This is a genomic window from Acinetobacter sp. ABJ-A23_2 (assembly GCF_044538765.1).
Taxonomy (GTDB): Bacteria; Pseudomonadota; Gammaproteobacteria; order Pseudomonadales; family Moraxellaceae; genus Acinetobacter; species Acinetobacter nosocomialis_A.
In genome coordinates, this window is sequence record NZ_JBIUCP010000014.1 from 1 (window position 1) to 25,705 (window position 25,705).

The 25,705-nt window shown below is 35.8% G+C and carries 19 protein-coding genes and 1 pseudogene; 12 read left to right on the top strand and 8 right to left on the bottom strand.

The annotated features are described in order from the left end of the window. Positions 1–231 (bottom strand): annotated as a pseudogene (locus ACH63V_RS06835) (alpha/beta hydrolase); the annotation flags it as partial. Between the two features lie 466 nt (positions 232–697). Between ACH63V_RS06835 and ACH63V_RS06840 the strand changes: the two are divergent. The 12 genes from ACH63V_RS06840 to ACH63V_RS06895 all read left to right on the top strand — a co-directional run bounded on the left by ACH63V_RS06840 (position 698) and on the right by ACH63V_RS06895 (position 17,963). Continuing rightward, positions 698–2,446 carry an FAD-dependent oxidoreductase gene (locus ACH63V_RS06840; RefSeq protein WP_396463063.1) on the top strand — a complete coding sequence of 583 codons (1,749 nt, stop codon included), beginning with the start codon at positions 698–700 and terminating at the stop codon, positions 2,444–2,446. A gap of 601 nt (positions 2,447–3,047) precedes the next feature. Beyond that, positions 3,048–7,481, top strand: a complete 4,434-nt coding sequence (locus ACH63V_RS06845) for an RHS repeat-associated core domain-containing protein (protein ID WP_396463064.1) — start codon at positions 3,048–3,050, stop codon at positions 7,479–7,481. Further along, on the top strand, positions 7,478–8,014 hold the full coding sequence (locus ACH63V_RS06850) for a hypothetical protein (RefSeq protein WP_396463065.1): 537 nt from the start codon (positions 7,478–7,480) through the stop codon (positions 8,012–8,014). The genes ACH63V_RS06845 and ACH63V_RS06850 overlap by 4 nt, the downstream gene beginning before the upstream one ends. 681 nt (positions 8,015–8,695) lie before the next feature. After that, positions 8,696–9,574 carry a MetQ/NlpA family ABC transporter substrate-binding protein gene (locus tag ACH63V_RS06855; RefSeq protein ID WP_396463066.1) on the top strand — a complete coding sequence of 293 codons (879 nt, stop codon included), beginning with the start codon at positions 8,696–8,698 and terminating at the stop codon, positions 9,572–9,574. Between the two features lie 179 nt (positions 9,575–9,753). Continuing rightward, the gene (locus ACH63V_RS06860; RefSeq protein WP_396463067.1) at positions 9,754–10,260 is read left to right on the top strand and encodes a hypothetical protein; all 507 of its coding nucleotides are present in this window, start codon (positions 9,754–9,756) and stop codon (positions 10,258–10,260) included. Positions 10,261–10,929: 669 nt separating this feature from the next. Further along, positions 10,930–11,484, top strand: coding sequence for a TetR/AcrR family transcriptional regulator (locus ACH63V_RS06865; RefSeq protein ID WP_396463068.1), 555 nt, complete (start codon positions 10,930–10,932; stop codon positions 11,482–11,484). 257 nt (positions 11,485–11,741) lie between these two features. Beyond that, a complete protein-coding gene (locus ACH63V_RS06870) occupies positions 11,742–14,546 on the top strand; it encodes a type VI secretion system Vgr family protein (protein WP_396463069.1) in 2,805 nt (934 codons plus the stop codon). Next, complete coding sequence (locus ACH63V_RS06875) at positions 14,546–16,234, top strand: polymorphic toxin type 15 domain-containing protein (protein WP_396463070.1); 1,689 nt, start codon at positions 14,546–14,548, stop codon at positions 16,232–16,234. The genes ACH63V_RS06870 and ACH63V_RS06875 overlap by 1 nt, the downstream gene beginning before the upstream one ends. Continuing rightward, entirely contained in the window at positions 16,234–16,434 is a 201-nt protein-coding gene (locus ACH63V_RS06880; protein ID WP_396463071.1) for a hypothetical protein, read from the top strand. The genes ACH63V_RS06875 and ACH63V_RS06880 overlap by 1 nt, the downstream gene beginning before the upstream one ends. Continuing rightward, positions 16,412–16,939: a T6SS immunity protein Tdi1 domain-containing protein gene (locus ACH63V_RS06885; RefSeq protein ID WP_396463072.1), complete on the top strand. Its 528-nt coding sequence runs from the start codon at positions 16,412–16,414 to the stop codon at positions 16,937–16,939. Before ACH63V_RS06880 ends, ACH63V_RS06885 begins: the two co-directional genes overlap by 23 nt. Positions 16,940–17,175: 236 nt before the next feature. Next, the gene (locus ACH63V_RS06890; protein ID WP_396463073.1) at positions 17,176–17,529 is read left to right on the top strand and encodes a hypothetical protein; all 354 of its coding nucleotides are present in this window, start codon (positions 17,176–17,178) and stop codon (positions 17,527–17,529) included. Between the two features lie 68 nt (positions 17,530–17,597). Further along, entirely contained in the window at positions 17,598–17,963 is a 366-nt protein-coding gene (locus ACH63V_RS06895; protein ID WP_396463074.1) for a hypothetical protein, read from the top strand. Between the two features lie 239 nt (positions 17,964–18,202). Here ACH63V_RS06895 and ACH63V_RS06900 read toward each other — a convergent pair whose 3' ends face one another. The 7 genes from ACH63V_RS06900 to ACH63V_RS06930 form a co-directional block, all read right to left on the bottom strand. Beyond that, the gene (locus ACH63V_RS06900; RefSeq protein WP_396463075.1) at positions 18,203–18,673 is read right to left on the bottom strand and encodes a hypothetical protein; all 471 of its coding nucleotides are present in this window, start codon (positions 18,671–18,673) and stop codon (positions 18,203–18,205) included. A gap of 237 nt (positions 18,674–18,910) precedes the next feature. Next, entirely contained in the window at positions 18,911–19,270 is a 360-nt protein-coding gene (locus ACH63V_RS06905) for a hypothetical protein (RefSeq protein WP_000416091.1), read from the bottom strand. Positions 19,271–19,657: 387 nt separating this feature from the next. Next, entirely contained in the window at positions 19,658–21,016 is a 1,359-nt protein-coding gene (locus ACH63V_RS06910) for an amino acid permease (RefSeq protein ID WP_396463076.1), read from the bottom strand. A gap of 144 nt (positions 21,017–21,160) precedes the next feature. After that, entirely contained in the window at positions 21,161–22,606 is a 1,446-nt protein-coding gene (locus tag ACH63V_RS06915) for an NAD(P)/FAD-dependent oxidoreductase (protein ID WP_396463077.1), read from the bottom strand. 19 nt (positions 22,607–22,625) lie between these two features. Beyond that, the gene (locus tag ACH63V_RS06920; protein WP_396463078.1) at positions 22,626–23,957 is read right to left on the bottom strand and encodes an APC family permease; all 1,332 of its coding nucleotides are present in this window, start codon (positions 23,955–23,957) and stop codon (positions 22,626–22,628) included. 195 nt (positions 23,958–24,152) lie between these two features. Continuing rightward, positions 24,153–24,866 (bottom strand): cache domain-containing protein, encoded by a 714-nt coding sequence (locus ACH63V_RS06925; RefSeq protein ID WP_396463079.1) that lies wholly within the window; start codon positions 24,864–24,866, stop codon positions 24,153–24,155. A gap of 65 nt (positions 24,867–24,931) precedes the next feature. Continuing rightward, positions 24,932–25,651, bottom strand: coding sequence for a FadR/GntR family transcriptional regulator (locus ACH63V_RS06930; protein WP_396463080.1), 720 nt, complete (start codon positions 25,649–25,651; stop codon positions 24,932–24,934). Positions 25,652–25,705 lie beyond the last annotated feature (54 nt).

Below are 25,705 nucleotides of genomic sequence, written 5' to 3' on the forward strand. Positions count from 1 at the left end.
ACTTAAATCAGAATTTCCGCCATGTATCAGTAAAGCAATTTTCTGTGGAAAACCATCGCAATAATTGAATTTAGCTTCTAATTTATAAGTACCAAAGTCATGTAGAAAGAAGAAAGAATTTTCATTTTCAGTGGGGTCGTTTTTTAGCTTATGTATTGGAAAATTTGTTAGATTAGAAATCGTATTGGAAAAATATCTATCTACAATCGATATCATGTCTTGCTTTTCCATAACTCATAATTCCTATTGATCGTGTTAATAAGATTCGTTTGTATAAAGTAAAATTGAGAACATAATGACTTCATAATTATATTTTTAAAAGTATAAATTATACTGTTTTAATAAATAAAAACCTTGTTTAAAAATAAAAATCTCTGAGAGAGATGGTACGCCGAAAAGATATATTGTGTAGGGATTTGCCAATGTCATAAACAAAACCTAAATGTTATATTTATTTTATGCTCTAGATTATTGGTTTTTTTAAACTTTACCTTATTTGTTGAAATAATAAATCTATAAAGATATAGGAGTCTGTTTTATATGTTTTATAGATTTATTGAAAATTAATATAGTAAAGACTTTGCCTTCAATTGGTCTAAAGAGTTTTTAAAGCAATATTATGTTTGAGATATTTATTTGCTTTAAATGTATGCAATAACTATTTAGCTGCTAAAAATATGTAAGTAATAGGATAAAAATGTTAGAAACTGATGTTTTAATTGTTGGGAGTGGTCCGGCTGGTTCTTCTGCTGCACTTATGTTAAGTACTTATGGAATCAGAAATATCATAATAACTAAATATAGATGGTTGGCAAACAGTCCGCGTGCCCATTATATCAGTCAAAGAACAATGGAAATTGTCCGAGACTTGGGGATCTCAGATGAAGTAATCGCAAAAGCAGCACCAAAAGAAGTTATGGGAGATGTTGTTTATTGCACATCTTTAACGGGTGATGAAATTGGACGCTTTCCTTATGGAATGAATCATCCAGAAAGAATGTCTGAGTATGCTAAAGCGAGCCCCTGTGAACAGTGCGATCTTCCTCAACATCTATTTGAACCTATTTTGCTTTCAAATGCTGCATCACGAGGTAGCCATCCAAGATTTGATACGGAATATCTATCTCATGTACAAGATGAGCATGGTGTAACAGTCACTGTTTTAGATAGATTAACTAAAGAAACATACTTAATCCGATGTAAGTATTTAATCGGAGCTGATGGTGCAAGCAGCCAAGTCGTAAAAGATTTAGATTTGCCTATGGCTGGTCAAATGGGAAAAAGTGGCAGTATCAGCATTATTTTTAAAGCCGATTTAACAAAATACGTTTCACATCGACCTGGCTACCTCTGGTGGATTATACAACCTGGGGCAAATATTGGAGGGATTGGGCTAGGGTTGTTGCGTATGGTCAGACCTTGGAATGAATGGCAGATTGTTTGGGGGTATGACATTGAAAAAGAAGAACCATCTCTTACCGATGATGAGGCAATTGCGATTTGCAAACAGCTTGTTGGCGATAACGACATTGAAATAAGCATAAGTAGTAAGTCGTTATGGACAGTCAATGAAATGTATGCAGAGCAATATTCGAAAGGACGAGTTTTCTGTATTGGCGATGCTGTCCATCGTCATCCACCTTCTAATGGACTCGGTTCAAACTCATCTATACAAGATGCTTATAATTTATGTTGGAAATTAGCATTTGTATTAAATGGCAAAGCGGGTCGTGGTTTATTAGACAGTTTTAATGAAGAAAGAGCACCCGTTGGTGAGCGAATTGTTAAACGAGCGAATCAAAGTGTTAGAGAGTTCTCTACTATATTTTCTGCTTTAGAGTTAGATGGAAAGTACAGTACAGAGACAATGCAAAAAAGCATTAATGCTTTAAGTGAGAGTAATGAGAAAGGTGCTGTTAAACGCCGTGATTTAAGATCTGCAATTGAATATAAAGCTTATGAGTTTGCTGCTTTAGGAGTAGAAACTAATGTACGGTATAATTCATCTGCAATTATTGGGGCAGAACATAATATTGAAAATGAATTAAATTCTTGTCGAGATGAAGATCTTTATTATTATCCCTCATTTACTTCTGGCCATAAACTTCCTCATGTATGGTTAGTCAAAAATCATAGAAAAATCTCAACTTTAGACTTAATTGGAAATGGAAAGTTTACGCTATTCTATTGGTTGCAAGGCGATAAATGGAAACTTGCTGTAGATAAAATTAATAAACAGCTTAACTTGGATATTAAAGTTATACAGGTAGGCCCAAAAAGAGAGGTCGAAGACTCTTATGGAGAACTTTCTCGCTCTTGGACTAATGATGAAAATGAATGCTTACTGATTAGACCAGATGGCTATATTACTTGGCAAAGTAACAAAATTGAATCGGCGAATGATGAGTTATATAGCGCAATTTCATCAATACTTAGTTTGAGTTAATTGGTTTTTATTTATATAAACTGCGAGTATTCTAGTTTTTAAAAATTATCGGAATTTTAAGAAAGCTAGAGTACTTCAAACTTACTATTCTTTTTTACCATTATCAGTTCAAATTTTTGACAGAATTGGATTAATGATTGATCTATACTTAGAGTAAATAAATCTTTCTTTATAGGTTGCTATGGAAAGATCTTTATTCTTGAAAATATGATTTCTCAGCATTGTAACACTATAGTCTATAGGTGCTATAGCGCATGGACAACTACCATACTATCTTAGAAGTTAGGGCGCTTGGAGTTATTTTTAATAATCTTAATAAGTCTTTAAAATAGATTTCTATAGTAAAGTTAATGTCATAAGAAAAATTATTTAAAAAATAATTTATAGGGCTTTTTAAAATATTTACTAAAGTTTACAATGTTGTAAATATTTCAATTTCTTCATAAAAATGAAAAAAAACCTTTTTGCGTTAATAATCTTTACTGGGGCAGTCTCTTTAAGTGATGCAGGTACATGTATGCAGAACTCAGGGACATCTGAGTGTATATCTCCAATACCACCACATTATACAGGCCCATGGAATTATTCTAGTGCGACTAATATGACGCCACCCGAAGGGCGTTCTACATTAGCTGAGGCTGTACAAGATTTTTTTAAATATCAAGCAAACTCAAATAACTGGGATTTGTCTGCAGTGGGTTCTTATTATATTAAAAGTGAGGATATTTTATCTGTTCTTGAGGTACCATTGAATGATCTTCCCTCTTTAGTTCGATTAAATACTTACGGCCCATTTGTCCATAAATCCTCGAATCCAAGTCAAACTTGGACTAATGAATGGGGGTGGGGATTTTATAAACGTAGACCGAAGGTGGGTTGGGAATGTCCTCAAGATTCAGCTAAGGTTGATATAGATTATAATAAGACGCCACCATTTTACTGTAGGCCTGTATCACCGCCTAGGCAATGTTCTCTAAGTGTTGGTAATCCTTGTTCAATTATGACTGGAAATAAATACCAGCGTGAAGTAGATTGGCAATCTCCTACAAGTGATTTTAAGTTTTATCGAACTTTTCAAAGCCTACCTAGTCGAACTGATTCTTCTCCTATTTGGACGCATAATTTCAATAGTCGGTTGGTGATGTATATGCCAAATCCTAACGATGGTGAGAAAATTGATCAATTTGAATATTTAAGAAAAGAAACTCAACCAAATATTAAATATACTTGGGGAGTGCTTGTTGGTGAAGATGGTTCTGAAACTACTTTTAATATTGAAAAAAATGCTACTGAAACTTTATTTAAAATAAATCAAAATAAAAAAATAACAATTAAACCTTTATTTAATAATTATTGGCAAGTTACTTATCTTGATGAGAAAAAAGAAATCTATAATGAGTATGGTAGACTTATCCGAGTTGAATATAATAATGGGAAAATTTATGACCTGAGCTATATAAATAATGTATTAAGCCAGGTTGTGGATAGATTTGGGCATGTACTTAAATTTAACTATAATTCCCAAGGTTCAATTGCCTCAGTTACTTTGCCTAATAATAAGCAAATTATCTATAAATATGATGATGCTAATCGCTTAACTAGTGTCACACGGCCAGGTTATGGTACAAAAATATACCACTATAGTGAAAATAGTACTGTAGCGCCCTCAGGTAATTTGAATCTGCTGACGGGAATTACGGATGAAACAGGAAAAAGATACGCTAACTATGCTTATGATGCTCGAGATCGTGGAATATTTACTGAACATGCTGACAATACTCAACGCTATACTTTAATCTATAATAACAGCTCAACTAAAGTAATAGATCCGAATAATACCGAATGGTACTATAGTTATAACTCTGCATCAGACATATCTAAAATTAATTACACGTTTAGGGGGAATGTTTTACAGCAGCAAAATACTTATGATATAGCAGGCAATGTTACCAAAAAAATTGAAAAAGGTTTAACAACTAATTATACCTATGATCTGTCTCGTAACCTTGAAATCTCTCGCATAGAAGCGGTGGGAACGCCACAAGAAAGAACAATTAATACCACATGGCATAGTGATTTTGCCAAACCAACTCAAATACAGGAAATCTCACAAGGATTGGTGATTAGAACAACTGCATATACTTATGATGCACAAGGTAATGCTTTAACTAAATCTATTATTGACTCAACTACTCAAGAAACTCGAACTTGGAGTTATGAATACAATAATTTCGGTCAGATGACTAAACAGACAATACCAAATGGGGAAATTACGACATATCAATATGATGGAAAGAATGGCAATTTGCTAAGCAGTACAGATGCTAAAGGTATTGTAACGACATATAGTCAACACAATGCAGATGGGCAGCCTACTCATATTGAAACTAGTACAGGATTAGTCACAGAACTGGTTTATGATGACGCAGGGAGAATAATTCAACAAAAACAAATAATCACTAGTGACAACTTACAACAACAAAATAGTGAAGATGGTTTGAGTTGGTGGCAAATTCTAGTGAATGCCATGTATAACTTATTTGACCAAAATATACCCTATAATGAGTCTGAGCAAAAATATATTGTTGTAGTAAACCCTGCCCCTGCACAGCAAGCAATCAAGAGTTATGAATATGACCAACGGGGGTTATTGACTGCTGCGACCATGCCAGATGGGGAACGAATTGAATATATATATGACAGTGCACACCGTTTAACAGAAGTTAAGGACCAATCTGGCAATCGTACAGTTTATACCTTGAATAATAATGGAGATATTATTCAAACCGATGCTTATGGAATCGCAGGGCAGTTAGAAGTCAAAAATCAGCAAGTCTATGACAACTTCGGACGCTTACAACAAACATTAGGTAATAACCAACAGATTCAAACCCTGTCCTATAATACCTATGACCAACAGATTAGTGATAAAAATGCCCTCAATCAAAGTTATAGTTATAATTATGATGTGTTGGGCCGCCAAATTAAAGAAACTGATCCACTGAACCAAAGCAGTCAATATGAATACGATGCTTTAGACCAACTTAAAAAAGTCATTGATGCTAAAGGTGGGACTACGACTTATCAATATAACGCCTTTGGTGAGATGACCCAACAAAATAGCCCAGATACAGGCACAAGTACTTACCAATATCAAAATGGCAAACTACTGGAAAAAGTGGATGCTAATCAGCGTAGACATCGATACCAATATGATGCCCAAGGACGAGTTACGTTACAGCAGGATCAATATAATGATGGTACAGACCAATATGAAGAGACCAGTTTTGCCTATGGGCAGACAGGTAAAGATCAAGGTAGATTAGCGCAGGCAAATAATAAACGGGCAGAAATATTTTTTAATTATAATGATTTGGGACAGGTTAGACAGAAAACGATTAAATATTTGACTACGCAGCAAAATGCCGCGCCTGAACTTAAGGTTTATTATGGTTATAGTTTGGGTGGAAAACTTAGTCAGGTAGGATTACCAAGCGGTAATATTGTCAACTATGACTATGATGACAAGGGACAAATAACTGGAATAAGGCTAAATAATCAGTCATTTATCAGTAATATTCAAACTTCAGTTAATGGTATTAAAGGTTGGAAATATAGTCAGGTAGGTGACCAAGTACAATTTCAATATGATTTGGATGGAAGAATTCAAAAGATATTCATGCCAAATGTCTATGAAAAGAACTATAGCTATGATGTTGCAGATCGAATCTTAGCTATTACTGATCCGAACAATAGTAATATTAGCAGCAGCTACAAGCATGATGCATTGAGCCGTTTAATTGAACAAAACTTAGCAACCAAAACTTTTAAATATAATTATGATGCTAATAGTAACCGTCTAGTTCGTAATCAAATCGAAAATAGTGTTAATACGACGGAAAATTATGTCATTCAGACAAGCAATAACCATATCAATAGCATTACCCAAGGAAAGAACAGTAGAGCATATACCTATTTGGCAACAGGTCAGATCATTAATGATGGGGTAAGAAGTTATACTTATAATGCACAAGGGCGAAGTGAAGAGATTAGTACTGGGACGAGTAGTAGTTTTAATATTTATGATGCTTTTGGACAACGTATTCAAAAAATTGGTAGTAATGCAGGTAACCAAACCCAAATTTTATTTGTCTATGATGAAAATGGACAGTTACTTGGCGAATACACACCACAAGGTGCAGTGATACGAGAATATATCTGGTTAGAAAATCGTTTAGTGGGCTTACGAAGTTATCAATATCCAAATGAAATCTTGAGAGTTCATACTGATCATTTAGGTACACCGAGAGCGATCTCTGATAATCACAATCAGATTGTATGGCGTTGGGAAGGTGATCAATTTGGTGATGTATTACCAACAGGAAATCTCATTTTCCCACTTAGGCATGCAGGACAGTACTATGATGCGGAAGTAGGCTTATTTTACAATTATTTCCGTGACTATGACCCGATCACTGGACGTTATATTGAAAGTGACCCGATAGGTTTAGATGGTGGATTAAATACTTATGGGTATGTTGGAGCGAATGCTTTATCTTTAGTTGATCCGGAGGGTCTGGCGGCAGCAATTCCAGTTCTTGGCTTAGGTGAAACCGTTAATTTGGGTTTGGCTATTAGTTTAATTTATAATATGCCTGATACTGGAGCTACTCCTGAAAGTAAGCCTAAAGAAGAAAAATGTGAAAAAGGAAATGATTGTGGTCCTTATAGCAGAGTACAAGCATATACTGTTGCACAGACTATGGCTCACATCTCTAGAAAGAACCGTTACAACAGACCCGTTAATGATTCTAGTTTAAATAAAACGAGTCAAGGGAAATGTTATGCAGGTCTAAAATCTGTTGGAGCTACACATTTAGGTTATGGTTGCGTATGGCAAAAGAGTTGGATAGAAGACCATCCTGATGGACATAGCCATCAGCCAGGGGTAGAGCATCATGATTGCCCCCATCTTCATGTATACAAAAATGGTATATCAGTAGGTATTGTTAAATATAAAAGGGGATCATTTTGATTAAAGCAATTTTGATAGAGGAAGAACTTTTCATAGAAGAAGAAAACAAGCCTGTTAATGCTTACAGGCTTTACTTCGAAGATAATAATGGTGAGCGAAGTATTGATAAAACATATGAGTACACAAATATAGAACTGAAAAAAGGGAAAATTTATTGTGGAAGAGAGACATTCTTTGATATTCCAAATGATATAATAACTGCTCATTTTGAATACAAATATGGTAATTATTTTAAAAATTTTTCAACATGTATAATGGGTCCAAACTTTTTTTTGAAAAATAAGATTTTAGATTTTACTACTTCAAATATGGGGAACATTCTTAGAAAAAGATATAATAGAGAACTACTCCATGTTCCTAAATTTTCATTATTTGAATTAATTGAGAATTCTGATCTAGTTTTTATTCAGGAGTTGTGCGTCATTGATTATGGAGCGACCTTTCTATTCTTTGATTCTCCTGTTTTTGATTCAAAGAAGTATATCAAAGACATATTTGAAGATTATGGGTTTAATATAATTGATAAAACATGATCTTATGTATTCAGTTATCTATTGTTAAATTAAATTTTCTTAAGGTAGGTGATCCAGTTTAATAATGCGTTGTTGATTGACTGGAATCTCATTCTCCTACATTACATGCTCATCAATATTATGAAGGAGAGGTAGGCTTATTCTACATTACTTCCGTGATTATGATCCGATCACTAAACGTTGTGTTGAACGTGACCCGATAGGTTTAGTTAGTGGGTTAAACACTTATGAGGATGTTGAGGAGAGTACTTCTCTTTGTTTGATCTGAAAGGGTTTGCAGTAACTTTTTTAACATTAGCGAATTCATTGCTGAGGGAATAATATTTAGCTTAAATATTGATAACAAATCCTGAAAATTTCATATAAATCAAATATGTATGTATTATTTGAAAAATGTTTATGTTTTCAATATGTTGCTGTGAGCATGACTATATATCAGAATTGAACAAGTTATTTGTAGAATATTCACTTGTTGATATATGATGATCCCATATTTAGAGACTGTTTCAAAACATAATTCTATTGTTTAGCGAGCAAGTTCAAGGAATGAATAGTGCTGAATTCAGGCTTCTAAACCCTATATCTGGAAATTATTTCCGGCCAAATATTGCATTTCGACCCAATGGTTGGAAATGTCTCACTCTTTTGTAGGGTAGGCGTTTCCTATTTTAGGATTTACCTATGAAAAAATTATTTAGTGTATTGTTCAGCGCATCTGTACTAACACTGACTGCATGTAATAAACAACCTGCACAAACTGAAAATACTGCACCAGCTAAAGACAAAGGTGAGTCAGTTCGAACAATTAAACTGGTTTCAACAGGTTCAGATACGGATGTATGGAAATACGTTGCAACGCTTCCAGAGACTAAAGAAGCGGGTATTAAACTTCAAGTTACCAATTTGACTGACTATGTTGTGCTCAATACATCTGTCGCAAATGGTGAACAAGATGTAAATGCGTTCCAGTCATTTAACTATTTGGCAGCTTACAATGCTTCAAATACAGCGAAAGTTGCAGCTGTTGCGACAACTTACTTGGAACCAATGGGTATTTATGCAAATAAAATTAAAACTGTTGATGAATTCCAACAAGGCGCGACCATTGCAATTCCAAATGATACTGCTAACGAAGCTCGTGCATTAATATTATTACAATCAGCTAAACTGATTAAACTTAAACCAAACTTTGATCCTGTAAAAGGGACTACGAACGACATTGCTGAAAACCCTAAAAATTTACAATTAAAACCAATTCAAATGACTACAGCAGTTCGTGTTAAAAACGACGTAGATGCAATTGTACTTGGTAATACATTGGCACTTGAGGGTGGTCTTAATGTAATGAAAGATGCTATCTTCCGTGAGCCTATTGACCAGTCTACTAAGCTTTATGTCAATTTATTGGGTGTAGCTGAAGCCAACAAAAATGACCCGATCTATACGAAACTTGGTGAACTTTACCACTTACCGAAAGTGCAAAAATTCGTAAGTGAAAAATTCGGTGGCACAAAAGTTGAAGTGAACAAACCTGTTTCTGAATTTGCAGACATCAAATAAGTAATTTTTTAATTAAAATTATTTTGCAAAGCAAAGCTAAGCTATGATAATCGGAGCTTAGCTTTGTTTTATTTAGTACATTGTATTTTAATTAAAATTTATTAAGTGAATTATTTATGGCTTTCTTTAATAATATATAATCATAATATAATTGTTGAATACATAAGAACATCAAGTTAATGAAATACTCAAGTGAACAAATTAAAAAAGCTTTATTGCTGACTCCATTGCCATTACTTTTATGGCATTTCTTTTTTAAATTTATGGATGTGGATAACGTTAGACTTAGCTTAGATATATTTTTTGCATTTTTTCTTGGTATTGTAGGTTATAGTCTTGTTTATTTAGCTTATTGTATTTTGACCGTACCCTTTAGCTTTATTTTTTCAATTCTTTTAAATCATTATAATTATCTAAACTTGTGGACCATCTGTATTAATTCGGCAATTATTATCTCGCTATTTTTCTTTTTCTTAGGATGGCTTTTTACAGGAGAAATTTCTCCAAAAATAAATTATATGGAATCTATGGAGGGAGAAGCACCTCTAAAATGGTGGATGATGTATACCGATATAACTTTTATTATATTTATATTATTTCCTGGTCTATGTTATTGGGGATTTTTAATTCTTCTTAAAAAGAAACAATCAAAGATTATTAGAGGTTGCTGTTCAAACTATTTCTAAAATCAACATAATCCTCCCTTATACAAAATACTTGTATAGTTTCAAAGCAGCCTATCACTAAGCTGCTTTATAAACCTCAAATTAACAATAACTTGTTAATTATTTATCCTTACTTTTTAATGATCTAATTTAAAACAAATGTCATTTTGTGTGCTTGACTGTGAGAAGGTTGGGAACTATTCTTTGCCTGCTGGCCACATTGCCAGTCGGTTTTGACGAACCGCAATCACACGAGTATCAGAATTATTCCTTCTGAGGGATAGTTTTGTGCAACTCCTCGTCTCCCTCTCGTAGCGGTAGGACGGAAGGGGGACACCTACGGGTGTGCTGGCCTCGTGTGACCAGTTCGTCAACCCCCTTTCGTTCTGCCACCATAATTTTAATGTTTTGGCAGAACTCCCAATAAAAAGGAGTTGGCTTTGCACATCCATCATTTCTTGGCAAACTTTGCCAAAAGCTATAACGACACAACTTAACAATTTAAAGCAGCTTGATGCCCTTTAGGGTTTTCAGGCTTTAAGTCATTACGGCTCAAAAAACTTGCATCAACAATAAAACTTGAGATGTGCCAAGCACAGTCTTTACGGCTTTGCTGTGCCTTTTTTCTCCCAGAAAGGGCACAGGCTTTTTCTCTTTTAGAAACAACAAGAATTTTATAACGGTAAAACTATGCGAAATTTAGAAACATCTTCCAAAAAATTACAGGTTATTCAAACTTCCATTCGCCTCTTTACAACCTATGGATTTCACACAGCAGGTGTAGACCTGATTGCTAAAGAGTCAGAAGTTCAAAAAGCCACGCTTTATAACTACTTTCACCCAAAAGAGGGTTTGATTGAAATGTGCATCGGCTTTCAAAAAAGTCTACTTAAAGAAGAAGTACTCGCTATTATTTATTCAAGCTATTACCGCACACCAACCGATAAACTGAAAGAAATTATAGTTTTACATGCTAACTCTAACAGCCTATACCACTTGTTACTTAAAGCCTTTTTTGAAATTAAGGTGACTTATCCTCAGGCTTACCGTATGGCACTTGAATATAGAAAATGGCTGCATCATGAAATTTTTGACTTAATTTTTAGTATTGAAACCCGTGACTTAAGGCCAAGTGCTGACATGGTTTTAAATCTAATCGATGGCTTAATGTTTAAATTTTTAAGTACAGATTGTTTAGATGAAAGAGATGCAGTGGTGGAGCGGTTTTTTATGTCAGTGTTATAACGGGAAAACTCATACTAATTATTCAGTATATGACTTTAGGGGAGATTTATTATGATTTGTTTTAATAATGATAATTTGAATTCTATGGCTAGGTCCTACTGAATTATTACTATTTACTTAAGTTTTAGCTTTATATTTTTTCTATAAAATAGTTATAAAACTAAGGTTAAAACTGAAGTTAATACAAACAAGATAGACAAATCTGTCTATTTTTAATAAAATATAGTCGATTATGACTCAAATTTATAAATAAAGTGATGTTTAATAATATTACCCAGATTTTAGAGAGTGTTGGTTTTCTCTCACAGCATCGTTCGGTGTATCTCCAGTTTTCAGATGCATCCCTGAATAGTCAGGTCTTTTTACAACGCATAGATGGGCAACATTATCTTAATCAGGGCATGACAGCAGAGTTGATTTGTTTATCAACAAATGCCCATATTCCACTCAAAACATTTATTGGAGTACAGGTTGCTGTTGACCAAGTAACAGACCGAGGAAGTTTTTTTCGTACGACTGGTATTATTACTGGAGCATCGCAGGGGCAAAGTGATGGTGCTTTAACTTTATATAAGCTCGCTGTAAGTGATCCAACTTATCTCTGGCATAACCGCAGAAATAGTCGTGTGTTTATGAACAAGAGTGTGAAAGAAATTAGTGAAATTCTATTTCAGGAATGGCAGGGAAAAAGTCCATTATTTGCTTCTAGTCTGACTCTAGATTTGAGCGGATTGAAACAGACCTACGATGTTCGCCCTTTTGTTATGCAGCTCAATGAAAGTGACTATGACTTCTTAACTCGCTTATGGCGTAGTGAAGGCATGAGCTGGCTCATTGACGAAGCTGAGCTCACTGTAGCGAGCAATACGGACCATATTCAGCCACAAAAATTACGTTTGATTGATGATAATAACCAATATCAAGCGCTGACAAGAAGAGCGATTCGTTACCACCGCAGTAGTGCAACTGAACAAACTGATAGCATGACCAGCCTAATGGCTGACCGTAGTTTACAGCCGACTTCTGTTTTTGTGCAGCGTTGGCAGCCAGATGTATTGCAACAAACTGATGGGGCGGGCAGTGTACAAAGTAAACACCAACATAGTTCAAACTATGACAATCAGAGCTTAAGCCTCGAAGAAGCATGGCACTATAGCCCGGCATGGATGCAGGATTTAAATGGCGAAGATGGGGCAACTTCAGCAAATAATCAACAATTAGAAAAGTTCAATCAGAACCTAAGTGCTTATTATGATGCTCAGTCTAAGCAGTTTATTGCTAAAACCACAGTACGAGATACCCAAGTCGGCTATTGGTTTGAACTCAATGAACATCCTGAAATAGATCAGCATGACGGTGCAGATAAAGAGTTTTTAATTGTAGGTAAGAACTACTATAACCAAAATAATTTACCTAAAGATTTAAACCAGCAAATCCAAAATTTAGTTCAACAAAGTGATTGGCAAGCGAGTAATAACGACGAGCGTCAAGCGAATCAGTTGATTTTACAACGTCGTCAAATTCCAACAACACCAGCTTATAACCCACAAACCCATAGTCCTGCCACTCATCCACAACGTGCGAAAGTAGTGGGTCCTGAAGGCGAAGAAATCTATGTAGATGAATGGGGACGTATTAAAGTTCGTTTCCTGTTTACCCGCAGTGATGATCATAGCCATGATGGGGGCGCAGGGACCAATAATAATGACACCGATTCAGCTTGGATTGACGTTCTAACGCCGTGGGCTGGAGAAGGTTACGGTGCACGTTTTTTACCGCGTATTGGTGAAATTGTTGTTATTAACTTCTTTAATGGCGATATAGACCGACCGTTTGTGATGGGTCGAGTGCATGAGGCACAGCGCCATCCAACCAAATTTGATAACAAAGGTAAACTTCCTGATACTAAAAAGCTCAGTGGTATTCGTTCCAAAGAGGTGTCGGGTGGTGGTTTTGGACAGCTCAGATTTGATGATACACCGGGACAAATTAGTACCCAACTACAAAGCAGTCATGGTGCAAGCCAGTTAAATCTGGGGAAACTGAGCCATCCTAAAGATAAAGCGGAAAGTGAAGATCGCGGAGAAGGATTTGAACTGCGCACGGACCAATGGGGAGCTTTACGTGCGGGGCAAGGTTTATTGGTAACCACCCATAAACAGGATAATGCCAAAGGTGAACACCTCGATGCCGAAGTTGCGAAAAAGCAACTTGAAGGTAGTCAAACCAACAGTAAAGCACTGAGTGACATTGCTAAAAACCAGAAAACCGATGAAATAGAATCGATTGAACAGTTAAAAGATTTTGCCTCACAAATTCAGCAGAACGTCGCTAAATTTGAAAAAGCTTTACTGCTTTTAAGTTCGCCAGATGGCATAGCCTTGAGTACGTCTGAAGATATTCATATCTCGGCTGATGCACAAATCAATCAGATTGCTGGAGACAGCATCAATATAAGTACTCAAAAGAATGTCATTGCCCATGCTCAAAATAAGATCAGCCTCTTTGCAGCGCAAAGTGGGCTAAAAGCTGTAGCAGCACAAGGCAAGGTAGAAATACAAGCTCAGGCAGATGCGCTGGATGTATTGAGCAAACTTGGAATTACAATTTCATCAACCGATGACAAGGTCATCATTAGTAGCCCGAAAGAAGTCAAAATTACGGGTGGCTCATCTCAAATTACCCTAAATGGTTCAGGAATATTTCCGAAAACTGGTGGGAAATTCCAAGTCAATGCTGGGCAGCATTTGTTTATGGGAGGAGCGAGTGTTCAGCCTAGCTTACCGTCATTACCTGTTTTTGAACCCAAGCCACAGGATTTATTTTTAGAATATTTTCATGCTGATGGCACGCCTGCAAAAGGTTCTAAATATACGGTAACACTCTCTGATGGTTCTAAAAGAACTGGATTTTTAGATGAAAAAGGGCAAGCTTTTATTCGAGATGTTCCCGTTGGAAAAGCACAAGTTCTTTATGAAACTGTATTTAATGAAAATGACAAATCAGGTGCAGTTGATGACAGTTGGTTTTCTAATTTTATTCAAACCAAAGGTGTTAAATAATGGTTGAACAAAATAAAACACCTGAAACAGGAAATGAACAGTTTTGGCAAGGTTTAAGTCGTAAATCAGGATATATACAACAAGAGTTTATCCAATCTTCTGAGTTTCTAAGCCTTGCATTAGGTGAGTCCGAATATGGTGTAGCGAAACATGCGCCTTTAGAAAAAAAAGATCAAACCCAGTATGCTTATGTATCTAGTCATTTTTCAATCGAAGCATTACCTGAATCTGCAGGGTTTCTAGATAAGTTTCAACATGCGATACAACTTGCATTTGCTGTAAAAGTACAAACAGATATTAATCTTGCAAATAATATTAATAAGATAATTGACGAAAATATAGAAGATATTCAATATATTTTTGGATTTATTAGTGGCGATTTTAATAAAGATCCTACAGTTGCCCAAGTGATTGTGGGTGGCCTCATCAGTATGATCCCTGTCGCTGATCAGATATGTGATATCCGGGATTTATTGGCCAGTGTTATTATTTTATCAGATGAAAAAGAAAGAACACCTGAAAACTGGATGAGTTTAGCCTTAGTAGGAATTGGTGTAATTCCATTCTTTGGTTCAGTTTTTAAAACGATTGCTAAGTTGATTACTAGTAAAATTATTAAAACAAAAGATGAGTTATTTAAGGCAATTGAGCAGTTGGAATCTTATTGTCGAAAGCTTGGTTATAAACCATTTTGGGGAGATAACCCTGAAAGGTGGCTGAAAACCAAACCTTGGACAGAAATAGGTACAAATGCAAAACTAGTCCTTAATCAATATCTTGCAAAACTACAATCACTTTTACAAATGTATGGTAGTCGTAATACTGCTAAAATGACTGGGTTTGATGCTCTGGCAGATAAATACGCGGCTGCACTTAAAAGTATCATGGCTCAGGTTGGACGGTATATTGATGACCTCTGTCGTCAGGTTGAGAATGCTTGTCATGAGATTATGGGGCAACCAAAATTGAGTGTTGCAGGTGGACATGGCAATGGGATGGATATCCATATTGGTGGGAGTCCAAGTCAACCGACTCGAGCTAGCCATACACAGCCATCTAATAAAATTGCTTTTGCCAAGATGAAAGAGCACAAGGTCGGATGTTTTGAGCCAGTAAATACTCCTAAAGCTCGAGCCAATGCCCGTAAAAATATTGATTTAGGGCATCCGCCACAAGCTAAGCGTGAAAATTGGTCAGAAGATCAATATTTAAAGTGGGAAACCGATCGCCAGTTAGAAATGCAACAGAATGCTTTAAATAATATGACTGCAAAAGATTACGAGAAAGGTCGGGAGCTTTTTAAACAAAATGGTCGGGGTAGTGGTGTAGATCAAGTTAAGGCTCGCACAGAATATGAAAGTGATTTACAAGAGAGATATGCTAGAGAATATTCTAAAACGATGAATCCAATTGATGCTGATATTAAGGCAACAAAAGATGCTAGAAGTGTAATGACAACTATGGCAGCCTTACATAATCCTGATCAAATTACTGGAGGGATTATGAGTGATGCAGCTATGGATATGGGTTTAAAAAATGTCAATTCTTCGATAGGGAGTGGTTGGGGAAATATAGCAAAAAATGAAAAAATCAGTCGTGTCCAATCAATTGATGATGCAGTTAGTGGTGTAGGTTTAAATACCAAAGAAACAACTAAACTTAATGTGAAATTAGAGAGATGTAAATAATGTTGCCGACAGATCAACTTAAAAAAATACAAGATTATCTTGATTATTTTAAAATTAAGTTTTCTAAGATTGAAATAGGTAAAAAACCAACGCCCGAATTTGTTGCTCAATATGAGCATACTTTTCCTGAATATCTATTTTATATTTGGGAAAAACTTGGTTTTGCATCGTTTGAAAATGGCGGTTTTTTGGTTGATTAATCCAGTGGATTATGAGGATATTTTAGAGCTTTGTTTAAAAGATACTGATTTTACGCAACATGATGATTTCTATGTAATAGCAAGAACTGCTTTTGGAAAATTATTAGTAACTAGTAAAGAAACAGATTCGAACTTGACCATTGATATTATTAATATGAGGATTTTCCCGAGTATTAATGAAAACAGAAATTTTAGCGAAGAAGATCATATGAGTTCTTTTTTATCAACAATTTTAATTAAAGGAAAAAAAGAATCGATTGATGCTTATGATCAAAATGGCAAATTACTTTTTGATCGCTGCTTAACAAATTTAGGTGAACTTACCGAAGATCAAATCTATGCCTTTGAACCACCAGCGGTTTTGGGTGGACCACAAATTATTGAGAATATGAAAAAAGTAGATTTATTCCAATACATTCCTTTTGTAGCTCAACTAGATAAGTTTCAAGTGATGTTGGATATTTCCAAAGAGGTTGATCGTTTGAGTATCAAACCGAAAAGTTAATCTTGCCTAACAAAATATATGCTGTGTAAGTAATTAGAAAAGGGAGTTAGGCTCATTTTTCTATATATAAATTCTTCAAATAAAATTTGATAGCAACCTTACATAATTCGACTATGTCATAAAAAAGTATAGTCCATATTTTTATATATTGCGGAAGCTTTACTGAGGGTTAGATGGTGATGAATAAGAAAATGGCCTTAAAATTTTTATTTAACTATTAAAAAGGAAAAATTCTAATGAAAATTAAACTTATTGCTATTTTCTCAATATTATTAATACTTACAGGTTGTGGTAAGAAATATACGATTACACCTGATGAATTACCAGTTGCTCATGTCAATCAGAAATATAATCAAGTGATTCATATTTTAGGTGGTAAAGTCGTTGATAACGATCAACCATTGAAAACAAATATTCCTAAAGATTTAGGAATAACAGTTCAACCTACTAATGATCTAGATGGTTATAATATTATTGAGGTCAAGGGCACTCCAAAGTATAAAGGTACATTTACAATTCATATTTGGGCTGGTTTTTATGCAGGAGGTAATAATGAGATCAATAAAATTTATAATTTTACAGTTCAATAAAAGAGATTTAGCTTGTAATAAGTTATATGAAATTTCTATCCATTTAACAGAAAGAAGATGGTCTAATAATGGGGAAATCTAACAATTATATTCGCTCCATTATTTTTTCAATTTTACTGACACTTACAGCTTGTGGTAAGAAATATACGATTACACCTGATCTACTTCCAACAGCTCATGTGAATCAGGAGTATAGACAGCTTATTCAGATTTCTGGAGGTAAGGTTGTAGATCAAAATGCTGAATTAACTACAGATATACCAGAGGATCTTGGCATCACAGTCAAGCCAGAAAATGATTTATCGAGATACAATATTATAGAAATTAAAGGAAAACCAAAATATGAAGGAACTTACAGTATAAGTATTTATGCTGACTTTTTTGGCGGTGGTAATAATGAAATTAAAAAAACCTATACTTTTAAAGTTGAATGAAAGAAACATCATTTAGTATCTATACTTTTATGTAAGCTTTTATAGAAAACTTAAAAATATAGTAATACATGGTATTTTAATTATGATTGATGGTACTAATTTTGTAGAACTTTCAGCAACAATAAGGACCTGATAAATAATTGAATTATGGCTTTTTATCGCTGAGTTAACTATGTATTCCTTTATTATTTTGAGCCAAACAACTTGTTTGGCTCTTATTTTCAGAATTTAATTTCTATCTATTCAGACTGAGCTAAGTCACGTTCGCGACATGATAATTCATAATAATTACCTTTTGGCAGAGAACGAATTTTAAAGCCATAGTAATCACTTGTTGACTCTATAGGGCCGACACTACATTGATTTGTTTTTGCAAATTTTTCAATCAATTTCAAATTAGAAGTTTGCTTAAATACAGCTCCCCAACCTTCACTCACACAACAGCCTATGTATTCAGACATATATTCATCCGAAATGAGTACAACGTTTTGTCCCATAAACTCATAAGGCCTTTTGAGTTTGTATATATCGTTATAGTCTGCTCGCGAAATATTAGGTTTCTTGGCTAAAAAGCCTTTTTGTTTGAGTATTTGAAACTTTAAAAAATCCTGAGGCCCAGTACCCATTCCTCTATAAACCGAATTATTATCTTCTGCAAAGCTATACGAGCTAAACATACTGACTAAACTTAAAAATAATATTTTTCTCATTTTAAATTTCAAAAGTTATATGAGGCCGCAATTCTTTCATATCTTATGAGTAGCGTAAAGTAAATGACTGATTTTTATAGTCTACACATAAAATATAGTGTCGATAAAAGATTGTTATTAAATTATTTTTCTTTGAACTAGATGAGATAAGAGGGGAAGGAAAGCAACCTAAATGATAACTTTCCTTTATTTTCAAATTATGAGAAAAGCTTTAAGACTAAGCTTAATGAAATAGGGTTATTTCTTTACTTTAAAACGGTATTTGCATTTTAGGCAGCGGTAGTCCTGAAATATATTTTTGTCGATCATTACACCTGCTTTTTTACCAAAGATATTACCCACTACACCGCCAGTAATACCTGCACTGATTGCACCGACAAATGTGCCTACAGTACCGCCAACAATTACACCTAATGGTCCAGCTACAGTACCAATCGCTGCTCCTATAGAAGCACCTGTTGCAGCACCGCCTACGGTACCCGCTGTTGTTCCCGCAGCTGTTAGTAAAACACCGCCAGTGGTTTTAAGTAGTTTGTCATGATCACGTGTTTCAATTTCTGTAGAACCACACTTTGGGCATTGCAGTGTTTTTTCCATAAAATTTTTCCTGTCTTTCATCATTAAGCGACGCAGTGAATGGAGCAAAATCAGTAAAGTGGGTAAAGAACACGACTTATGGCGAAGTGTCTCTTCCGGATTGGTGATCGCAACGATATACCTGGTCAGCCACGATTTTAGCTGAACATTGGCACAAATATTTATAGATCATGTAAACACTTGTACTTTAATAATCATCTCTTAAAAAGGTCTTAAGCACCATTTTTTAATGGATAACCTGTACCTAAAAGCGACTAAGTGATGTGTGATTGATCAGAAACAAGATAAATATTTGGCTTGATCAGATTTTCAGTAAGAGCAAGCTTGTTTATAGTTCTCTAAAATAAGAAAGGCTTATTCTGTGTTTGAATAAGCCTTTTAGGACGTTCAGAGTGATTTATCTAATCTTAAAACTTTATATAAACCAAGCATTAAAGTAATCCAGATTGGAATCAAAATTACCGATTCTTTAAAGCCTTGAGTCCACATAATGTATAAAATCATGCCGATAAAAACGAGCACAACATAGTTACTTAAAGGTGAAAATAGAGCAGGGAACTTGGCAACTTTGCCTTCAAGTTTCATAGCTTTTTTAAATTTTAAGTGGGTAAAGCTAATAATCGCCCAGTTCAAAACCAAAGCTGCAACAGCCATATACATAAGATGGCTTAAAGCTTCTTCTGGTACAAAGTAGTTGAGTAAAACACACCCAAAAATCAAAATAGAAGAGAAGACAACAGCAGCTGTGGGTACACCTTGTTTGCTTACTTGTCCAAAAACTTTAGGTGCATTGCCCTGTACTGCCAGTCCATACAGCATACGACTGTTGGCATACATGCCGCTGTTATAAACTGAAAGCGCAGCAGTTAAAATAATAAAGTTAAGTAAATGTGCTGCCCAACCAATACCAAGCTGGCTAAAAATCATGACAAATGGGCTTTTATCTAAACCACCAAGGTCCAGTTGGTTCCATGGGATAAGCGACATAATAATCGCCAGTGAAGCCACGTAAAAAATTAAGATTCGAAAAATAACTTGGTTAATGGCTTGCGGAATACTTTTTTCAGGATTTTCAGCTTCAGCAGCAGTCATTCCGATCAGTTCAATACCGCCAAATGCAAACATTAAAAAGGCGAGCATATAAAACAAACCCGAAAAGCCATGTGGGAAAAATCCGCCATGCTGCCATAGGTTTGAAAGGCTCGCTATAGAGTCGTTGCCTGCTGTAAGCAATAAATATAAGCCAAACACAATCATTGAAATGACTGCGGTAACTTTAATAATGGCTAACCAAAATTCAGATTCGCCATAAAATTTAACGTTGCCCAAGTTCAAACAAGTGACCAGTACAAAGAAAAATAAAACCGAAACCCACGCAGGTATATGAGGCCACCAATAATGTACATATTTCGCTACGGCGGTAAGCTCCGTCATAGCCACTAAAATGTACACTACCCAATAGTTCCAGCCCGATAAAAAACCGGGAAATCTTCCCCAATACTTTTGTGCAAAGTAGCTAAAAGAGCCAACCACAGGTTCTTCTACAATCATTTCACCCATTTGTCGCATAATTAAAAATGCAACCAAACCGACAATGGCATAACCTAAAATGATTGAAGGACCAGCAGATTGAATGACTTGTGCAGAGCCTAAAAAAAGTCCTGTGCCCACAGCACCACCCATAGCGATTAACTGGATGTGACGATTTTTAAGTCCACGTTTTAATTGGGAAGTTGAGTTACTCAAAATACTATGCGCTGTCTAAAAAAGCCGATGCTATTGTAATAGATTGGATAGGGATAACCTAGTTTGAAAAGTAATATTGGACTTATATAAAAGATTCGCACAAATCTGTACGAATCCTTTTTTAGAGAATGTCGTTTTTATAAATTAGAAAGACACCATTTTGCCCGGATTAATCATTGCTCCGATGCCATACATACTTTTAGCGAGTGGAATAACAACAGGGGCAAGGGTACGGCCAAAAATAATATTTTGATGGTCAATTTTAGATAACATTTCAAAGTCATTCGATTGCCCAATAAAGTCATTTGCAATGGCTTTACCAATACGTACTGTCTGTGCCACGCCGTGACCGCTCCAGCCGTGAACTGCATAAATCGGGAATTTATTGCCGAATTTACGACTGTCGACTGCACCATTTACAGTTAAATCAGTAGTGCCACTCCAGACGAAATCCATCTCTAGATTTTTAATTTGTGGGAAAACTGTATGAATTCGATGCTCTAAATAATTTAAAGTTTTCTCTGGTCCCCAGCATGTTCCAGTACCTTGTCCACCAAATAGTAAACGGTTGTTAAACACAGGACGGTAGTAATCAATCTGGAACTGAGTGTCATAAACCGGATGCCCAAATGGCAGAAGCTCTTTGGTATCCAGTTCTAATGGAGCAGTGGTCGCGACATAGGTATAAAACGGAATAGTGGTATTGTTCTGTTCAGATAAAAGTTTAAACGAGGCATGGTGTACTGCTAACACCACAGACTTTTTAGCTTTTACGACAGCATTTGCTGTTTGAACATAAATACCATCTGTTTTTTCTACTATTGAAATGACTTCAGTTTGTTCATAAACAGTACCGCCGTTTTGGCAAAAACCATAAATTAAGCCGCGGTTTAAAGCCAAGGGATGGATCTGTCCGCCTAACTCATCAATTAAACCGCCTGTATAGTAGTCAGATTTAATATAGTCCATGAGTTCGTGCTTACCTACAATACGGGTATGGTCTTCGCCTAAGTATTTTCGTGCATCAGCACCTTGTGTTAAGCCGACCAAATGTCCTTCATGAACGGCGGCAGTAATATGGCCATGTTTTCGGTCAAAGTTGAGTTGGTATTTTTCCGAGATGTCATCAATGAGTTGCATGGCTTCCGTAGAAGTAAAATGCCATAGTTTTTTTGCATCTTCATAACTTAATCGGTCAGCCATTTCTTGAGCTTCCCAGCGTGCTAAACCTGGGGTAAGTTGTCCGCCATTTCTGCCAGAAGCTGCACTACCAATGCGGTTTTTTTCTAATAAAACGGTATCTACGCCTTGTTCAGCTAAATGTAATGCACTTGATGAACCTAATAAGCCACCGCCAATAACTACCACATCGCATTCAATATCAGCTTGTAAACTGTCAAATGTATGCCAATCAGACAGTGAGCTTTCATAGTAGTTGGCTGGGTTATCTACCGATGCATCATTAACTGTGGCTGTATCAAATTTCGCATGTTTTGGATTTAACCAACTCCACTCTTTGCCCACTTGTAGAGATTTACTTGGTTTGTATTCCACATCTTTTAAAAGCTGAGGTTTAGAAATAATTTTCATAGAGAAGTTCCTTAAAAAATTAATAAGCATTACTAATCGCAATACTTTGTTTTTTAATCGTTTTATAAATAAATAGAAGAATGCCTAAAGATAACCAGAAGCATCCAAAAATGAGTGAAGATGAGTCGAGATTGAGCCATAAGCAAATAATGCTAATGACTGATAAAAGCGGTAAAAATAGGTTTAGAAATTTATTTTTAAAACCTAAGCGCTGTTTATCTTTAATATAAAATTTCATAAAAACTGAGAAGTTTACGGCCGTAAAAGCAACGAGCGCACCAAAGCTGATCAGGCTAACGACTTGAGCTAAATCTAAAAAAATAGCCGACATTGAAATAAGCCCGACAAATAAAACCGAGAAAAATGGCGTACCTAAAGAGCTATGGATGGTTCCAAAATACTTTTTAGGGAAAATATTGTCGGTGCCCATTATATACAGTAAACGTGAAGCACTGGCATGTGAGGCAAGACCTGAGGCGACTGTGTTCATAATTTGGCCGCACAAAAATATTGACTGGAATAAAGTACCACCCACATAAAGCACAATTTCTGGTAATGCTTCTGAAGGATGATGAAAGCGAACATTGTTTGGAAAATAAAGTTGAATAAACCAAGCAGCTGTGAAGAAAATAAGTCCACCCGCAAGTGTGGTTAACATGACTGCTCGGGGAATATTCTTGGTGGGTTGTTTGGTTTCATTTGAAAGGGTAGTAACTGCATCAAAACCTAAAAATGAAAAACATAAAACCGAAGCGCCAGCAACGAGCGGTAATAGCGATTGCTGACCGTGCCATAGCGGAGCCAAGGTCAGCACGTGTTCATAACCTTGAGTTGAGCCAATACCCCGAATTACTAAATATACAAAAATGACCATGAGTATGATCGGTGCAAACACAAACACGAGGCTTAGGTTGGCAAGTAACCGAATACGGAAACAGTTCACTAAGGTTACAAGGCCAGCCGATACAAGTACCCAAAACCAGTACGGTAAACTTGGAATAAGAGCGGTAAGATAAATTGCGGCCAGTAAAACATTAATAAGGGGTAATAACAGATAGTCGAGTAGAGAGCACCAACCGACAAAAAAACCACTTTTAGGCCCTAAGCTTTCAGCCGTGTAACTATAGGCTGAACCTGATCTTTCTGAGTTTTTACTAAATCTTGCATAGCTCCAAGCGGTAAGCAGCATCGCGCCTAAAGCGAGTAAGTAAGCTAGAGGAACATGACCTTGAGTAATTCCGGAAACAATACCGAAGGTATCAAAAACCGTCATGGGGGTCATATAGGCAATACCGATAATTGTGACTTGCCATAGTGATAGTTTTTTTAAGGAAGACGCTTTATTTTCCATGTCTTTTCAACCTCAAATTTCGTTGTTTTTGCTTTTCATCCAGAAAGGCGATGCTATTTTTAGGCCAAAACTTCCCCTAGACCTGAATAAACAAGTCTGATTGAAGAAAGTTTGAACAGTAGCTAGAGGCTTAAAGTGCTATTTCACCTTGGTGGCACACTAAAGCGAGAATAAAGAACCATTATTCTTTGCTTTTTAAATCACGACTAACTGGAAAGACTGACACGGGCGTGAGAAAAACTGTTGAGCAGTCTTTTCTTTAAATAATGTTCCAGTTCGGATGCTAATGTCATTTGAAGTAATGACCCGAGATGAATCATTCATAATGACTGCTTTTTGCTTGATATTTTTGAGTTTCGGCATAAGTAGCTTTTCGAGAGCCGAAACTAAAATATCGGTCGCAATGACACCAATAAACTGATCATGAATCATGACAGGGTGAGCAATGGTGATGGTGTAGGCACCGTTGCAAATATAATCAACGTAAGGGCCATGTATGCACAGGCTTTTATCTTGAGCAGGTTTATGGAACCATTCAAAAGAGCGGAAATCTAAAAAGCGCTGCGCATTTTGGTAGTTTTCAAGTTTCGCTTGGTGTAACTGGTCTTCTTTTTTATACCACCATTCGAGTGTCCAGTAGTCTTGTTCGTCTTGCGTTGCTGGACTATAACTCGCAAAACCAGTTCCTTGACTATAATGGCTCTGATTTAGGGCATTTTTAATTTCCTTCTGCAAAGCAGAGCGTTCTGAAGTTGAAAGTTTAATATCTGCATTTTTTTCAGATGTATGCTTTGACAGAATTTTGCTTGCTTTAGCCGCCAGTGTTTCCGTAATCGTTGTTGTTTCCTCAACAACACTTTTTAATAAACTTTGAAGCTCTTCTATATCTAAATCTAAGTGCTGGGTCATTCCGATAACTCCTAAAATTCCATATTTCTAACTTGATTATTGATAAGCCATCTTATTTATTATTTTTATTCACTCGATAACTTATAGCGAAGCATTTGGTCGGTGAGCATTGAAACTATTTTTCTGGCTTGAATCACAGCTTCATTTTCATTATTTTCAACAAAAGACGACAAAAGATGATGATATTGCTTTACAACTTCACGGTGAAAATCGTCGTCTTGATAAAGCACGGCAATAAGGGGAGCCCATTCCGCTTGAATGGTGAGTTCCTGATTTGCCAGTCTTGCAGATTGAGCAAATGAGGTGAGTGTCAGCAAACAACGTAAATCAAGCTGTGCGCGTGTGTCTGCCTCAATAGCTTGTTCAAATTGTTCAATCAACTCTTTTATTTTGCCTAGTTCATATTCTGTGGTTCTTTGAGCGGCCAAATATGCACTATGACTTAAAATTGAACTGTGAAACTCACCTAAATCGGCAAGATACTCATTTGATGCTTGGCGCAATGGGTGTTGGTTTAACAGTAAATCTGAAGGTAGCTCACAAACAAAACTTCCTCCATTTCTGCCGCGACGTGTATCAATTAAACCTTTTACACGTAAAGTATTTAAAGCTTCGCGAACGGTAATGGGTGAAACTCCCATTAAGCGTGCTAAGTCTGCTTCATTAGGAAGTTGTTCATTGCTTTTGAGCAAACCAGAGATAATTGCATTTTCCAAGCGTTCTACAACTTGTTCAGAACGAGTTGCTTGAGCAATAGGTGCAAAAATTATCGTATATGCTGACATGGCGAATTCTCTAAAAGCTAAGTCAAAAGACTTAGCTTAATGAAGCGGATAAAT